General features: G+C 66.3%; 10 protein-coding genes and 1 pseudogene. 2 read left to right on the top strand and 9 right to left on the bottom strand.

Annotation, left to right across the window (positions count from 1 at the left end):
- Positions 1-3: 3 nt before the first annotated feature.
- From ASC93_RS07305 to ASC93_RS07280, 6 genes are all read right to left on the bottom strand, one after another.
- On the bottom strand, positions 4-2,262 hold the full coding sequence (locus tag ASC93_RS07305) for a bifunctional diguanylate cyclase/phosphodiesterase (protein ID WP_056439379.1): 2,259 nt from the start codon (positions 2,260-2,262) through the stop codon (positions 4-6).
- A gap of 1 nt (position 2,263) precedes the next feature.
- Complete coding sequence (locus ASC93_RS07300; RefSeq protein WP_056439375.1) at positions 2,264-2,905, bottom strand: hypothetical protein; 642 nt, start codon at positions 2,903-2,905, stop codon at positions 2,264-2,266.
- The gene (locus ASC93_RS07295) at positions 2,905-3,357 is read right to left on the bottom strand and encodes a nuclear transport factor 2 family protein (RefSeq protein ID WP_157201789.1); all 453 of its coding nucleotides are present in this window, start codon (positions 3,355-3,357) and stop codon (positions 2,905-2,907) included. The genes ASC93_RS07300 and ASC93_RS07295 overlap by 1 nt, the downstream gene beginning before the upstream one ends.
- A gap of 131 nt (positions 3,358-3,488) precedes the next feature.
- Positions 3,489-4,457, bottom strand: coding sequence for an HDOD domain-containing protein (locus ASC93_RS07290; RefSeq protein ID WP_056439372.1), 969 nt, complete (start codon positions 4,455-4,457; stop codon positions 3,489-3,491).
- 56 nt (positions 4,458-4,513) lie between these two features.
- Positions 4,514-6,094, bottom strand: coding sequence for an FAD-dependent monooxygenase (locus tag ASC93_RS07285; protein ID WP_056439366.1), 1,581 nt, complete (start codon positions 6,092-6,094; stop codon positions 4,514-4,516).
- Between the two features lie 27 nt (positions 6,095-6,121).
- Positions 6,122-6,940 carry a helix-turn-helix domain-containing protein gene (locus ASC93_RS07280; RefSeq protein WP_056439364.1) on the bottom strand — a complete coding sequence of 273 codons (819 nt, stop codon included), beginning with the start codon at positions 6,938-6,940 and terminating at the stop codon, positions 6,122-6,124.
- Between the two features lie 143 nt (positions 6,941-7,083).
- Here ASC93_RS07280 and ASC93_RS07275 point away from each other — a divergent pair.
- A pseudogene (locus ASC93_RS07275) lies at positions 7,084-7,281 on the top strand (Txe/YoeB family addiction module toxin); the annotation flags it as partial.
- Positions 7,282-7,435: 154 nt separating this feature from the next.
- Here the strand turns inward: ASC93_RS07275 and galA are convergent.
- The gene (gene galA / locus ASC93_RS07270; RefSeq protein ID WP_082547825.1) at positions 7,436-9,913 is read right to left on the bottom strand and encodes a beta-galactosidase GalA; all 2,478 of its coding nucleotides are present in this window, start codon (positions 9,911-9,913) and stop codon (positions 7,436-7,438) included.
- A gap of 48 nt (positions 9,914-9,961) precedes the next feature.
- The gene (locus tag ASC93_RS07265; RefSeq protein WP_082547824.1) at positions 9,962-11,353 is read right to left on the bottom strand and encodes a family 43 glycosylhydrolase; all 1,392 of its coding nucleotides are present in this window, start codon (positions 11,351-11,353) and stop codon (positions 9,962-9,964) included.
- 483 nt (positions 11,354-11,836) lie between these two features.
- On the opposite strand from ASC93_RS07265, the gene ASC93_RS07260 reads away from it, so the two are divergent.
- Complete coding sequence (locus tag ASC93_RS07260) at positions 11,837-12,859, top strand: LacI family DNA-binding transcriptional regulator (RefSeq protein ID WP_056439355.1); 1,023 nt, start codon at positions 11,837-11,839, stop codon at positions 12,857-12,859.
- Positions 12,860-12,875: 16 nt separating this feature from the next.
- Here ASC93_RS07260 and ASC93_RS07255 read toward each other — a convergent pair whose 3' ends face one another.
- Positions 12,876-15,500: a TonB-dependent receptor gene (locus ASC93_RS07255; protein WP_056439352.1), complete on the bottom strand. Its 2,625-nt coding sequence runs from the start codon at positions 15,498-15,500 to the stop codon at positions 12,876-12,878.
- Between the last annotated feature and the right edge of the window lie 70 nt (positions 15,501-15,570).

Raw genomic sequence — 15,570 nt, 5'->3', positions numbered from 1 at the left:
GCGTCAGGCCGTCGTCCTGGCCGCGAAGTCGGCCAGCCAGCCCTGCAACTGCGTCGCCGCCATCGGGCGCGCGATGCCGTAACCCTGCGCGATGTCGCAGCCGTGCTCGCGCAGCCAACGCAGCTCGGCCTGTGTCTCCACGCCTTCGGCGACGACGGTGAGGCCGAGCGCGTGGCTGAGCATGATGGTCGATTCGACGATGGCCGCGTTGCGCGGCGATTCCGTGATCGCCGTGATGAAGCTGCGGTCGAGTTTCAGTTCGTCGACCGGCAGGCTTTTCAGGTAGGCCAGCGACGCCTGGCCGACGCCGTAGTCGTCGATCGACAGCTTGATGCCGAGGGCCGCCAGTTCGTCCAGGTGCGCCTGCGCCTGCGCCGGATCGTCCATCAGCGCGCTCTCGGTGATTTCCAGGCACAGGCGGCGCGCCGGCACGGCATGCGTCTCCAGCAGGTTGCGCACGCGCCGGCCCAGGTGCGGATCGAGCAGGTCCAGCGTCGACAGGTTCGCCGACACGGCGATGTCCAGTCCCGCCGCATGCCAGACGGCGGCCTGGCGCACGGCCGTCTCAAGCACCCACGGCGTGATCTCGCGGATGAAGCCCGTCTGCTCGGCGAACGGGATGAAGCGCGCCGGCGCGATGCTGCCGCGCTCCGGATGCTGCCAGCGCAGCAGCGCCTCCACCGCCACGATGCGGCCGCCGGCAAGCGCCAGCTTGGGCTGGTAGGCGAGCGTGAATTCGCCGGCGAGCAGCGCGCGCCGCATGTCGCCGATGAGGGACAGCTGCTCGTGCGCGGGCTCGGCGCCCGTCTCGGACGCGAACGCGACGCCGGCGTGGCGGCGCTTGGCCGCGGCCAGCGCCAGCTCGGCGCGCCGCAGGAGCGTTGCGGCATCGAGGCCGTCGTCGGGATACAGCGCGATGCCGAGGCCGGCCTCGATGTCGAGGCGCTGGCCGTCCAGCGTGACGGGATCGCGCAATGCGGCCAGCACGCCGTCGGCGAAGCGGCGCGCCGCGTCCAGGTCGGCGCCCTCCAGCAGGAACGCGAACTGGTCGCCCCACAGGCGCGCCAGCATGCCGCCGGCCGGCGCCAGCGGCCGCAGCTGGCCGGCCACGGCGCGCAGCAGGCGGTCGCCGACGAGGTGGCCCAGCGCGTTGTTGATGAGGGCGAAGCGGTCGATGTTCACGACGATCACGGCGCCGCCCCCGCCCGGCGTGAGGCGGCCGAACGCTTCCAGGAAGCGCGTGCGGTTCGGCAGGTCCGTCAATTCGTCGACATAGGCCAGCCGCACGATGCGTTCCTCGCGGCTCGCGATCCCCGTGCGCATCTGTTCGAAGCTGCCGGCCAGCTGGCCGATCTCGTCGCCCTGCGCCGGCGGCAGCGGCTGCGCGTAATCGCCCAGCGCGATGCGACGGGCCGCGGCGGATAAATCGTTCAGGGGCCGGACGATGCGCCCGGCCAGCATCACGCTGCCCAGCGCGAACACCAGCACGGCCGCGGCGATCACACCCAGCAGCCGCCCCTGCAACTGGTTGAACGGCGCCTGCACCTGCGCCACCGGCAGCTGCAGCACGGCCTGCAGGCCGCCGTCCAGCGGCACGCCGACCGATGCGTTGCGCGCGTCGCCGGCATCCGTCGCGGCGGCGCCGGACGACGCGAGCAGGCCAGGCATGCCCACGCGGACGATGTGCACACCGAGTCCGGTCACGCCGGCCATCTCGTGCGCCCAGCGGTCGTCCACGTGGAAGCCCATCGCCACCCAGGCGATGCGCGTGGGCGCCATGATCGGCACGAGCACGACCTGGAACAGCTGGCCGTTGCGCATCTGGCGGAAACCGGCGCTCCGCCCCGCGGCTTCGGCCGCCGCGAGCAGGTCGGGAAACGGGAACGGATCGCCGGCGGCAAAGGTGCTCTGCGTGGCGGCGATCATCCTGCCGTCGGTGCCGGTGACCATCATGACCTGGGCGTGGATGCGCTGGCCGTGGTTGCGGATCACGGAGCGCACGGTCGGCTGGTCCTGCGTGGCGATCGCCTCGCGGAACGCGAAGTCGGCGGACAGCACGCCGGCGGCCGTCTCGAGCTGGCGCTGGTTCTGTTCGAGCAGGCGCTGGAACACCTTGGCGCCGACGGCCAGCTCGCGCTGCGTCTCGCGCTCGACGATACGCGCGCTGCTGCTGTGGACGAGCGCCAGCACGAGCCCCATGACCAGCACCAGCAGGCCGACGAAGACGATGGCGATACGATGCCGCAGCGATGTCGATGACATGTCAGTAGTGGTCCGTGTCCTCGGTATGCGGCCTGGGCTCGCGCGGGCGCGCGTCCAGCACGAGCGTCTCGCGCACCGGCGCGTCGCCAACCTCGATGTCGTCCGGCGCGCCCTGCGCCTTTTGCAGCGGATGCCACAGGCGCAGGCGGTAGCGCCCGGCCGGAACGCCGGCGATGGTCGCGCGGCCGTCCGCGCCCGTGCGGGCAAAGTACGGCGTGTCGACGATCAGCACGTGGGCCTCCATCCAGTCGTGGATATTGCAGCCGATGTCGACCTGGCCCGGCTTGTCGAACACGATGGGCTGGCCCGGCTTGCCCGCGTACAGCTTGATCTCGAAGCGCTTGGGTTCGGAGAACGAGTACACGTGGTGGCGGACCGTGTCGTTGTTGGGGAAGTCGACGCTGGTGCCGGTCTGCACTACGGTCATCCACGGGATGAATTCGCGGCCGCGCTGCTCGATGGCCACGTGCGCGGCAGGCGCGCGCGCGCGCGCTCGCGCGGGCGCGCCCGCGAGCGGCTCCACGAGCACGGCGGCGTCGGCCAGCGGGAGGCCCGCCGGCGTCCGCACCAGCACCTCGACGGGCGCGGCGCCGGCCGCACCGCCGAACAGCGCCGCCGCCAGCACCAGCAGCGACGCGCGCATCACTGCTCGATCTGCAGCGCGGGGGCGATCTGCCAGACTTCGGTGGTCAGGTCGCCGTCGCGGTAGGTCAGCGCATGCCACACTTTCATCGGCAACTTCCCGCCGTAGCCGGCCCCGGCCTCCACCGACGTGCCGTGCGGGTTGGCGAACGCCTTCAACTTGCCGAACGTCGCGGGACGCGGCTGGCCGCCGTTGACCGCAATGAATTTCTTCCAGACGGCGCGGATCTCGGCCTTGCCCCGGTAGCGGCCGTCGAGCGGTCCGCCGACCCACTCCATGTAGGCGTCGTCGGCATAGTCGCGCATCAGCGCTTCCAGGTCGCCGGCGGCCACGGCGTCGAGGTGCGCCTTGGCCTTCGCCTCGTCCAGCGGTCCGGCCACGGCCTGGCCGCCGCACCAGGGCAGAAGCGCCAGGGTCAATATCAGGGATGCAACTTTCGTCTTGCGGGTCATCGTCCACCTCCACGCTTGGTTATTACCTGGATAAAAGTTTCGTGTCCGAAAATCATGATTACACGGAAACCCAAGCGTGGCAACACGGCTGTGGCGCAACGATGCGCGCGGCACCACATCGGTGCGGCAGATCAGCTTTCGATCATGCTCAGCTTGCCGAGACAGCGGCGCTGGAAGTTGTCGAGGCCCTCCATGACGAAGTCGTCGTCGTCGTCGACCACGTTGGCGTCGATCAGGACGCGCAGCTTGGAGATGCGGTCGCCCAGCGCGAGCGCCTGGGCCAGGTTTTCGCCGTCCGGATCGCCCGCGTGCGCGATGGCGTCGGCGACCGGCTGCGGGAAGTCCCAGTGCTGCGCGATGGCCGCCGACAGGTTGCGGCCCTCGGCCAGCAATTGCAGGCCGAATTCGCTGGAGCCGGGCACCTTGCCGTCCTCGCAGACGCGGTCGGCCAGGCGCAAGCCGACGACGACGCCGAGGTTCTGCATCAGGCCGGCCAGATAGGCTTCGAACGCCCCCGCCGTGAGGCCCGGCGCCATGAGGCTGGCGGCCAGCGCGCATTTCTCGGACTGGTTCCAGACCAGCGGCGCGGCCACGCGCGTGAAGCCGGTCGCCTGCAGCTTGATGATCGGGCGGAACGCGACGCGCGCGAGCAGCATGCGCAAGCCGTTCTGGCCCAGCATCATGAGGGCCGCCTCGACCGTCTTCACGGGCGACATCGGCCGGTAATAGGCGCTGTTCGCTTCGCGGATCACTTCCGCGACGAGGACGACGTCCTGCGCGACCTGGCGCGCCAGCTCCGCATTCGACGCCTCGTCCTGCAGGCTGCGCAGCAGTTGCGGGATCACTTCGGGCACGCGCGGCACCAGCTCGGCCGCGCCGGCCGGATCGCGCGCCAGCGCGCGGACCTGGTCGAGGATCGCGGTTTCGACCTCGGCCGGGGCATCGTAGCCGGCGGATGCCGTCAGCCAGCGGTAGTAGGTGGCTTCGATCCCGGCGGCGACGCCGCCGGGCTGTTCGCCATCCTCCGCGGCCGCGGGGACGGCCTTGGCGACGGCAGGGTTGTCGGCGCCGCCCCGAAGGCGGCTGATCCAGTTTTTCATGGGGCCTATTGTAGCCTGATGCAGGGCGCACGCGGATAACCGTGACGATGCGCGCATCACCGCATTGCAGCATGCTCCGCGGCATCCGCGGCATCCGCGACATCCTCGCCACCGAACCAGCGCGCGGCCGCATGCGCCAGTCCGGTGCGATCGGGCGGGCCGTCGCAAGCCCAGGCGACGATGCCGTCGGGCCGGACCAGCAATGCGCGCACACCGAGGCTGTCGCGGACGGCGCCCGCCACGTACGTCATCCGGTCGCCGCAGCGTCGCGCGAAGGCCGCGAGCGCCGCGTCCGCGCCGACATCGAGCAGGATGGGCCGGCCGTCGCGCATGGCCGCGCCCATCGTCGTGCTCATTGTCGTGCCATCGTCGAACACGAAGTCGGGTACGCTGCGGCCCACGAGCGGATGATCGCCGCCGAGGTCGTAGTGCGTGTGGATGCCCCACACCCTGCCCGCGACATAGGTGGCGCCGTCGCGCGTGTCCATCAGGTCGCGGAGGACCGCATGCAGCGCGCGGGCCGCCGGTTCCGGCCGCATGATCGCCACCTGCGCGCGCGACCAGTCCAGCACCCGCGCGCCGATCGGGTGCCGCTCCGCGTGATAGGTGTCGAGCAGGCCGGCGGGTGCGGTGCCGTGGACGGTCGCGGCGAGCTTCCAGCCCAGGTTCATCGCATCGCCCAGTCCGAGGTTGAGTCCCTGCCCGCCCAGCGGCGAGTGGATGTGCGCGGCATCGCCGGCCAGCAGGATGCGCCCGTCGCGATAGGCGGTGGCCTGGCGCGCGCGATCGGTCCACGTGGTGGCGAGATGCAGCGCGGCGATCGTCGCATCGGTGCCGGAGACGCGGCGCAGGACCGCCTGCACGTGTTCGCGCGTGACCGGCTGGCCGGCGTCGTGAGCGGCACCGCCGTCGAAATCGCCGAGCGCCAGATGCCCCGGCTGGAACTGGATGACCATGCCGGCCGGCGTCATCGTGCGGCCCATCCTGATCGGCGCCGGCTCGACGAGATCGGCCTTGACCGTATAGCCCGTGAATTCAGGCGCCGTGCCCGCGAATTCGAAGCGGCCGGCCTTGCGCACGGCACTGCGCGCGCCGTCGCAGCCCACCAGCCAACGCCCCGTGAAAGCCTGCCCGCCCGCATGCACGGTCACGTCATGGGCCGCTTGCTCGACCTTTGTCACGGCAAGGCCGCGCCGGATCTCGACGCCCAGCGCGTGCGCGCGGCGGGCCAGCATGGCTTCCAGTTCCGCCATCTCGGCCAGCAGATTGGTCGGCGTTACGCCGGGCAGGCGCCAGGGCCATTGCGACGCGTCGACGTCTTCGCGATGAAACGGAATGCCGGCGAAGTGCCCCGCCTGGCGCCGGACTTGCGTGCCGGTCGCGGTGACGAACGGATGCTCGAGTTTTTTGGGCACCTGCAGTTCGTCCAGCAGGCCGCGGCGGTACAGCGCTTCGATGCTGGGCGACGACAGGCCGCGTATGCCGAACGGCAGGCGCTTCAACGGCGAATCGGGATCGGCGGCTTTTTCCAGGACCAGTACGGTGCAGCGTGCAAGCGCCAGTTCGCAGGCGAGGAACAGGCCGACGGGACCTGCGCCGGCGACGATCACGTCGTAATGGGGTGATGTAGAGGTCATCCGGGAACGATACCGGCGCCCTTCCCGTCAGGCTTGTACAAACCCGCCAAAGTCGCCGCGCGGCTGCCTGCGCGCGAACGCCGCGGGCGTCGTGCCGCTGTAGCGCTTGAATTCGCGGCTCAGGTGCGACTGGTCGACATAGCCCAGCGCCTGCGCCAGGCCGGCAATGCTGGCCTGCGGCCGATGGAACAACGCATTGCGCACCTGCTCGAAGCGCATCAGGCCGGACACCTCCTTGACGGTATGGCCGGACGACTGCTTGAACTTCCGTTCCAGCGTACGCACGGTCGCATGCGCGGCCGCGGCGACTTCGCTGACGGCCAGCGTGCCGTTCGCCTCCCGCATCGCCGCGCCGGCACGGGACAGCATGCCGTCGACGGGTGTGCGCGTCTGCATGAAACAGCGCTCGACGTGGGCCAGCGCCTCGTCGATGCGCTCTGCCTGGATGCACCGCGCGAGTGTCGCGTGCAGGCTGGCGACGGGATGCGCGAACACGCGCACGCCCGCGGTCCCGGGCACGAGGCCGAGCAGGTCGAACACGGCCCACGGATAGCAGCGGATGCCGACGATGTCGAGCCGGCCGCGGACGTCCAGCGTCACGGGCTGGTTCAGTAAGCCCATCAGGAAAGGCGACGGCAGTTGCTGGACGCATCCGATGCCGGGCAAGCCGCACGTGTCGCCGAAGTGAAAAATGATTTCGGCGTAGCCGTCGGGCAGGACCTCGAACGGCTGGCTCAACGCGCCCGCATCCCGGCGGTCGTACCAGAAGCACTTGATGGCGCTGCGCAGTGCGGCTGGCGGGTCGAGTTCGCGGTGGTGAGGTCGGATGGAGGGTGCCGGGGGCATGGTGAGTGATTGGCTTGGGAACGTGCGGTGCTGCCAGCATACGGGGAGATGGGCGAGCATGCCAGCGGGGCGAGAGTGGTTCTAGTACAAACGCGACAAATTCGGGATGGCTGACTGGCGCCAGGTGCGTGCCGCCCCGCTTCAAGGATGCACAGAGACTCCCTTTCGAGGGGATCGGCAAGCCGGAGGCCTTGCGATACAGCCTGAGCGGCTTCTGGTCGAGCAGGATCGATGAAGCAAACCGTCTCGTCCACGAAGTGCGCGAGAATGAGCTGGTGATCATCTCGTGCCGCTATCACCACAACTCATGGATTGGGGAGCGAAAACGCTCCCTTTTTTAATTCCAGTTATCGACAGGTCATCAGGGTGGCGCTGCACACCTTGCCGAGCCGCCTCGATACCAGGGACGAAACTGCCCCCCTGAGGTGGCTCCGGCAAGGTGCCGGCAGCGGCTCGGCAATCCGGGCAACTGCCGTCGAATTGAGCAATTCGGCGCTACGGCTTGTCGTCGACCGGGGGGGCCGCCGCAGGCACGTACGCTACCGGCGCGACGGCCCTGACCGGAATCGTCAGGTGCGCCGTCCGCAACCCGGGAGCGCTGGCGTCGACTTCGATCGAACCGCTGCTGTTCCAGTTGCTCTGCACCAGCAACTGGGCCAGGCCGTTGAACAGTTTGCGCGTCCTGCCTTTCTCGTCTTCGTGTGAATTCGGGTCGCCATTGCCATTGCCGATCGACTGGCCCGCGCCGGCGATGGTAAACCGCACTTCGTCCTGCGCGAGCGGAACCGCCCTGCCCTGTGCATCGAGCGCGCGGACGGTGATCGGCATGGCGTCGCGCCCGTCGCCATCGAGGGCGGCCCGATCCGGCACCAATTCCAGCGCGACGGCCGGACCGGTGGTCTCGACCCGCGCGCGCGCGACTTCCTTGCCGCCCGTGTAGGCGATTGCTTCCAGCGCGCCTGCCGCATAAGCGACCTTGAAGTCGTTCATCCGGTAATGGTCGACCTTCTGCTCGCCGATTTCCTGACCGTTCAGCAGGAGCTTGACGCGTTCGGCGTTGGACATCACCCTGACGACGATCTCCTGGCCCTCCTTGCCGGCCCAGTTCCAGTGCGGCGCGATGTAGATGAGCGGGCGATCCTTGATCCACTGGACCTGGTGCATGTAATACGCCGTCTTCGGAAAACCGTTCAAGTCCATGATGCCGAAGAACGAACTGACCGAGGGCCACGATGCGTAGGGCCAGGATTCGCCGTGATAGTCGAAGCCCGTCCAGACGAAGCCGCCGGCGACGAAATCACGCGTGCCGATCGCTTGCCAGGCGTCGCGATGGGTATTGCCCCAGGCCGGCGCTTCGGTGTCGTAGCTGGTCTCGATATGACGCGCCTTGTCGGTCGCGAATTCGCCGCGTGTCATGAAAGCCGACGTATCTTCCGAACTCGTAAAAGGTTTGTCGGGACGGGCCGCATGGAACTTGTCGTACTCGGGAATCTGATAATTGGCGCCGACCACGTCCACCGCATGCGAAACGTTAAGGGGCGTGAGCAAGCCATTGCTCATGGCGGCCGTGGTTGGGCGCGTGCCATCGAGCGCCTTGGCGACAGCGACCATGCGGCGCGCCATTTCGTAGCCGGCCTCCGTGGCCTGCACAGGCTCCTCGTTGAACACCGACCACAGGATGATCGAGGGATGATGGCGGTCGCGCTTGAGCATCCACTCGAACTGCTTCATGTAATCCGGCGACGGATTGAAATTGCGGTTCTCGGCCATCACCAGGAAGCCCATGCGGTCGGCCATGTCCAGCACCTCGGACGCGATCGCATTGTGCGAGAAGCGGATCGCATTCACCCCGAGTTCTTTCAAGCGGCGTAGACGGAATGCCCAGATCGCGGTCGGCACGGCGACGCCAACGCCGGCATGGTCCTGGTGCAGGCACACGCCCTGCAACTTGACGTGCTTGCCGTTGAGGAAGAAGCCTTTTGCGGCGTCGAAGCGCAACGTGCGAAAGCCGGTATCGAGGGCAAGCCGGTCCACCACCTTGCCGTCGCGCCGCACCGTGGTCGTGACGCGGTAGAGCGTGGTCCGGTCGAGAGACCACAGCATCGGATCGCGTATCGTCATGGGCAGCGCCGCGGTCACCTGCGTCAGCACCGGAACGTCGACCGACGCGCGGCGGCGGGCCACTTGCTTGCCATCCGGGCCGGTCACCACCATCTCGACCTCGACGTGCGCGTCCTGCTTGCCATCGTTATCGAGGGTGACGGTGGCCGGAATTTCCCAGGTGCCGCCATCGGTCTTGCGCGGCGTGACGCGCACCCCGTCGGGCACCACGTGCACGGCATCGGTCTTGACCAGCCAGGTGTGCCGGTACATGCCGGCCCCCTCGTACCACCAGCCTTCCATCGCATCCGCATCGACGCGGACCGCGACGACGTTGGCATGCTTGTCGCCATAATGCAGATACGGCGTAATGTCGATGCGCACCTCGTTATAGCCCGACCAGTTATGGTTGACGAGGTTACCGTTCACCCACACCGTGGCATGCGTGGCGATGGCGCCGAATTCGAGTTCGACGTGCCGGCCGCGATCGCTTTCGGGCAGGGCGATATAGCGCCGGTACCAGCCGATGCCGCGCGGGCGAAAGCCCTGGGCCATATTCGCTTTCGGGTCGAAGGGCTGTTCGACCTGCCAGTCGTGCGGCAGGTCGAGCTTGCGCCAGGCGGTGTCATCGAATTTCACGGCTGCCGCACCCGACGCCATGCCGGCCTTGGTGGCGTAATAGGTTTCATCCTGCGTGGCCGGCACGTGGAATGGCACGTCCCCAAGATGAAACAGCCAACCGCGATCGAGCGACAGCCGTTCGCGTCCGGCGTCGGCGTGCGCCGGCATGACGACCAACCCGCCGAGCACCGCGAACAAAACATGGCGGACCAGCATCCGCCAACCAGGAAAAGCAGACTTGTGCAGCTTCATTGCGTCGTTCCTATGCAAGTAAAAAAATCCGCGTATCGAATCGGAGCATCAATACACATAAGGCCAGCCATCCGCCGTAAAGCCGATGCGGTTGACGCCCAGCGTCGGATTGCCGTTGTTATTGGCATCGTAGTAGTGGTACACCATCAGAGGGCCGTCGCTGTCGGTCATCAGGCTCTGGCCGCCGGGTCCCTTGATGTTGCCGTGCGCGCTCAGGACGATCGTGCCGCCGCCGCTCAGCAGATTGACGCCGCCGCGGTCCAGGTAGGGGCCGGTCACCGAGCTCGAACGGCCGACGATGATGCGATAAGTGCTGTTCGCACCGCTGCAGCAGTTATTGATGGACGCGAAGAGGTAGTAATACCCGTTGTAATAGTAGAGATACGAACCCTCCAGTCCCTTCGGACGCTGGGCCAGGTGGTAGTTCGTCGTATTGGCCGTCGATTGCTTGCCGGTGGCCGGATCCAGCTTGATCAGGTAAATGCCGTTCCACCACGATCCGTAGGACATCCACCAGCCGCCCGCCTGGTCCTGGATGACGCTGGGGTCGATGGCATTGTAGGGCGTCGATGCGCTCGACGTGACCGCGGTCCCCAGGTCGGTCCACGCCGTGCTGTTCGGCATGGACGCGCTGGCGACGCCGATGGCCGAGGTCTGCGATCCGTAGCTGGATGCGGAATAGTATTGGTAGTACGTGTTGTTCATCCGCGCCAAGTTCGGCGCCCACAGCGTGCCGCCCTTGGTATAGGTGGCGGTCCACGCAGGTATCGGCGCCAATGCGCTGCCGGCATTCGTGAAATTGATCCGGTCGCTCGACGACGCCAGCGTATTGTTGGTGCCGTACAGCCAGTAGGTCCCGCCGCCGTCGCGCAGCATGAACGGATCGTGCACGCCCGTCCCGTTGCCGCTCACGGCGCCAGGCGCCGGATACGGATCGGTGCCGGTGCTTACCAGCTGCCATTCCTGGCACAGGCAACCGGACGCGCTCCATTGGTCGATGACGGCGCCCGTCGACGTGCTCCCCTGGTAGACGTCGAGGTACAAGCCACTGTTGACGTTCTTGATCAGATAATTGCCATCGGACGCCTGGGCGACCGTCCACAGGTGATCCGCCGTGCCGTTATCGGCCCATTGGACGATTTGCGCGCCGGCCGATTTCGAGCCGCTCGACACGCCCAGCAGTTGATGGGTCGCGAGGTTTTCGATGTTGTACTGGCCGCTGCCCATCGACATGAAATGCCACAACTGCTCGCTGCCGCCGGTGTCGCTCCATTGAATCACGTTGCTTCCCGCGGCCTGGCTGGCGCCGGGAATCGCGAGCAGCAATCCGCTGTTGACGTTCTTGATCTTGAACTGCACGGCGTCGCTGACGGCCACCTGCGCGCTTGCCTGGGTCGCCAATGCCGCCAGTAATACCAGTCCAACTGCACATCTTTTCATGAAGATCCTCCTGTGAGTGTCGGCGCAATACAGAGCAGGAAAAAAAGCAACCGCGATCGCTTTTCCGCGCCCTGCGATACCGCTTTTGCGATGCCGACGTGTAATCGTCCAAAAGCGGAAAAACGTACGTTGAGCATATTCGTCCCCCAACAAAAAAGTGGCAGCCGAGGCTGCCACAAAGGCCACGCTGGCCTAGGAGACGAAACGGTTTATATGCCGCGTCCGGCAGGCCGCACGCGCCTGCCCCGGATAGCGCAACGGCGCCGCGCCGCCGGACCTGGGCCGGATCGGCCGCGTCGAGCGTGCAGCCGCGCCAGCGCGTCCCGGCTTTCGGCGCCGCCAAACAGGGAGGAATGAAGTGCCATGCCGATAGTTCGCACTGCTTTAACGTTAAACCAATGTTTGACAATATTAGTTGAACGTAAAACTAATTTCAAGGAAAATCCCGACATCCATTCACATGCAAGGCTTTCGAATCCACTCATGGCAACCATCAAGGAAGTAGCGGCCCATGCCGGCGTCACACCGACCACCGTGACCAACGTTCTCCGCGGACGCGGCAGGACGGGCGACGCGACCCGGCAGCGCGTGCTCGATGCGGTCGCGCACCTGGGCTACCGCCCCAACCTCGCGGCGCGTGCGCTGGTCGAGCGCAAGGCCCCCACCTTCGCCCTGGTGCTCACCTGCATCACGAATCCCTTCTATTCGGAGCTCATGCTGTACGTGGACCAGGCCGCCCGCAAGCACCAGCGCTATCTCATCGTTTGCAACACCGACTACGAAGCGGAAAAGGAAACCCGCTTCCTCGACGAAGTGGCCGGTTCGTTGTCCGACGGCGTCATCGTCGCCAACAATCCGGGCCTGAACGTCGAGCATCTCAAGCAGATCGTCGCGCAGGGCACACCGGTCGTCCTCAACCTGTGGGAAGACCCGGACACGCATCCGGGACTCCCCTGCCTTGCCTTCGACGGCCGCGCGGCGGGACGGATGGCGGCCGGCCATCTGACCGAACTCGGCCACCGCCAGATCGGCGCGATCATCGCCAGCCCGAAAGACGGCATGCACAACCTGCGCTACCTGGGCTTCCGCGACGCCATGCGCAAGGCCCGCCTGGCCTGCCCAGCCGCGGCGGTACGTTTTTGCGCGGACACGTTCGAAGGCGGAAAAGCGGCGGCGCTCGACCTGCTGTCCGCCATGCCGGACCTGACGGCGATCTTCGTCTCGAACGACCTCGCCGCGCTGGGCGTCCTCGAAGCCGCCGCTCACCTGGGCCGTCCGGTCCCCGCCGCGATTTCTGTGGTCAGCATCACCAACATCATGTCGTCGAGCCAGTCGCGCCCGGCGCTGACGACGGTCGCCATCCCCACTGCCGCGATGGCCGCGCGCGGCGTGGAACTGCTGATGGAAATCCTGGAGCGCAAGCACGACGCGCCGCCGATGGAGTGCATTCCCGGCCTGGAACTGATCGTCCGGGAATCGACGGCGGCGCCGCGCCCGGGCGCGTGAAACATCGACCGGACGATCAGTTCTTCCAGTTCAGCGCCAGCCCGACCGTACGGTCATAACGGCGGGTATCGCGTGGATACAGCCGCTGGTCGGTCCAGTAATCGACATACTGGAAGTTCAGCAGGTTGGTGCCGGTGAGGGTCACCGACAGGTTCGGCGTGAACTTGTAGCTCAGCGAACCATCCAGCGTGGACATCGGCGCAGCGATCAAATCGCGCGCCGGCGCGCTGCCCGAATTGCTCGGATGATCGCCGTAGACCTCCACGAATTTCGAGCGCCAGTTATAGGCGAGGCGCGCCGATACGCCGGCCCTTTCATACAGCGCGACCAGGTTGTACGAATTCTTCGACATGCCGCTGAACGGCTTGCCCTGCAATCCCGGCACGATGGACGACGTCAGGCCGCCTTCCATATAACTGACGTTCGCCTCCATGCCGAAGCCGCCCAGCCAGCCCGGCAGCCTGTCGTAGAACTGGCGGTACGACATTTCCAGGCCTTGCAAATGGCCTTTGTCGGTATTGAACGGACGGCTGGTGTCGTACTTGATGCCCTGGAATATTTCGGGCACCGATTTGTTGATGATGTAGCCGTCGAAGTTATGTCGGAACACTGTCGCGCTAAGCATGCCGGTCGGTGCGAAATACCACTCGAGCGCCGTATCCAGGTTCTGGCCGGTGAACGGCTTCAGGTTCGGATTGCCGCCATTGGCCGTCGCCTGCACTGTCGTACCGTTCGCCGCGACGTAGGCCGTACCGGGATTGAGCTGTGCAAAATCCGGACGCGTCAGGGTCTTCGCGTAGGCGACGCGCGCAATCACGTCATGCGTCAGCCTGGCCTTGAAGTTCGCACTCGGCAGCACGTCGGTGCCGCTCGCGCTGACCGGCGTCTCGACGTACTGGCCGTTGACCTGGCTCTTGCCGATCAGGTCGGAATCGGTCCGCGTCACGCGCACGCCCAGCAGACCGTCGACGGGAATGGTGCCGACATCGAAGCCGATCTTGCTCGACACGTACATCGACATATTCTTTTCGACGTCCTTGAAGAACGAACCCGGATCGAGTCCCTTGGCGGTCGGGTTGCCCGTCACCGCCTGCCGCACCGTCGCGGTATCGTCCAGCAAGTAGCTCGCGCATGGCGTGTACCAGTTCTGCGTGCCGTAATCGCGCGACATCGTCGGCGCGTTACAGGTCATGCCCGGCAGCGTCGACGCCTTGACGTTATTCGGCGCGGAAATGCTGCCCTCGAACGACTTGATCGACTCCGCCGTGCGGTGGTTGGCACGCACGCCGGCCAGGAATTCCTTGAACAAGCCGTCGTTCTCCGGCGTAAAGGTGGCGTCCGAGCGGAAGTCGGTCGAACTCCCCTTGTCGTTGCCGTAACGGTCGAACAGCTGCAACAGGTTGATATTGGCCGGATTGCCGATATCGAAGCCGTCGTATTTCACGTACGCGCCGCCGTCGACATTGGTCTTGCCGTACGCGTTCGGAACGTTGGTGATCACGTCCAGGATCGGATTGCGCCAGACGTATTTCGAGTCGGTATGCGCCAGTTCGGAGGTCAGGCGCAAGCCGGGCGTGACCCGCCATTTCGCGCCAAGGGCGATCTGGGACGTCTTGTTGTCCGCGTTGCGCGCCTGCGTCGACAGGATCGTGTTGGCGTTCTGCGAAGTCACGGTATCGACTTCCTTGGTGCCGGGAATCATGGTGGCGCTGCTGCTGCCGGCCCAGAAGGGAAAGCCCACCAGCAGGTCGGTCTGGTCATTACCCTGGAAATGGGAGGCCAGGCCTTCGGCATAGAATTCCAGGTCGGCGTTGGGTTTGTACTGCGCGGCGAAATTGGCGGCCGTGCGTTTGCGCTTGCCGTAAATCGTCTGCAGGCCCAGTACGTCCGGACCGGTCGCGCCTGCCCCGAGCCAATCCTTCGAGATCGGGAAGGACTGGAAGCTGCGCTCTTCCCAGTAATCGCTCTTCACGTACGACACGCCGACCAGCGCGCCGAACTCGCCGGCATTCGTCTTCCAGCGATTCGAGAACAGGGCGCTCGCTTCCGGGTTGGTGCGGTGCGCCTTGTCCAGGTGCCGCGCGCCCGCGTTCACGCTGACGGTGGCGCCCTTGAAGTCGAACGGGCGATTGGTGCGCACGTCGATCACGCCGGCGATACCGCCCTCAAGCAATTCGGCGCTCTGCGATTTGTACACATCCACGCGCTGCAGCATCGTCGATGGAATGTCCGCCAACTGGATATAGCGGCCGGTCGTCGTGAACATTTCACGGCCGTTGAGCAGCGTCGAGATCCCCGGCAGGCCGCGGATCAGCACCGAATTGGCTTCGCCGGCATCGCGCCGTACCTGGATGCCGGTGACGCGCGCCAGCGTCTCGGCCACGTTCGTGTCCGGGAATTTGCCGATATCGTCCGCGACGATCGAATCGACGACGTTGTCGGCATCCTGCTTGATTTTCTGCGCCGTCTGCGCGGCCCGGCGCACGCCGGTGACCACCACGACGGTGCTCCCGTCCGCTTGTGGCGTATCGGCCGGGGCGGCTTCCTGTGACCGCGCCGGGGCGCTGCCCAGGACGCCGGCCGACGCGAGTGCGGCCACCGTCACCTTGAGCGCGAACTGCGCCGTTGTGTTTCTTTTCATTTTATATCTCCTCAAGATTTTTACTGTTATCGATGAAACCTGGACAATCACGCAGATTGGTTTATCGTTA

The organism is Massilia sp. Root335 (genome assembly GCF_001425685.1).
In the GTDB taxonomy this organism is placed as follows: Bacteria; Pseudomonadota; Gammaproteobacteria; order Burkholderiales; family Burkholderiaceae_D; genus Telluria; species Telluria luteola.
Note: the sequence above shows the minus strand (reverse complement) of the source record. Positions and strands in the feature narration are given on the sequence as shown.

Bases quoted from the DNA above. Each gene is read 5' to 3' on its own strand.
- ASC93_RS07305 (WP_056439379.1), bottom strand. From the start codon at position 2,262: ATGTCATCGACATCGCTGCGGCATCGTATCGCCATCGTCTTCGTCGGC.
- ASC93_RS07300 (WP_056439375.1), bottom strand. From the start codon at position 2,905: ATGCGCGCGTCGCTGCTGGTGCTGGCGGCGGCGCTGTTCGGCGGTGCG.
- ASC93_RS07295 (WP_157201789.1), bottom strand. From the start codon at position 3,357: ATGACCCGCAAGACGAAAGTTGCATCCCTGATATTGACCCTGGCGCTT.
- ASC93_RS07290 (WP_056439372.1), bottom strand. From the start codon at position 4,457: ATGAAAAACTGGATCAGCCGCCTTCGGGGCGGCGCCGACAACCCTGCC.
- ASC93_RS07285 (WP_056439366.1), bottom strand. From the start codon at position 6,094: ATGACCTCTACATCACCCCATTACGACGTGATCGTCGCCGGCGCAGGT.
- ASC93_RS07280 (WP_056439364.1), bottom strand. From the start codon at position 6,940: ATGCCCCCGGCACCCTCCATCCGACCTCACCACCGCGAACTCGACCCG.
- galA (WP_082547825.1), bottom strand. From the start codon at position 9,913: ATGAAGCTGCACAAGTCTGCTTTTCCTGGTTGGCGGATGCTGGTCCGC.
- ASC93_RS07265 (WP_082547824.1), bottom strand. From the start codon at position 11,353: ATGAAAAGATGTGCAGTTGGACTGGTATTACTGGCGGCATTGGCGACC.
- ASC93_RS07260 (WP_056439355.1), top strand. From the start codon at position 11,837: ATGGCAACCATCAAGGAAGTAGCGGCCCATGCCGGCGTCACACCGACC.
- ASC93_RS07255 (WP_056439352.1), bottom strand. From the start codon at position 15,500: ATGAAAAGAAACACAACGGCGCAGTTCGCGCTCAAGGTGACGGTGGCC.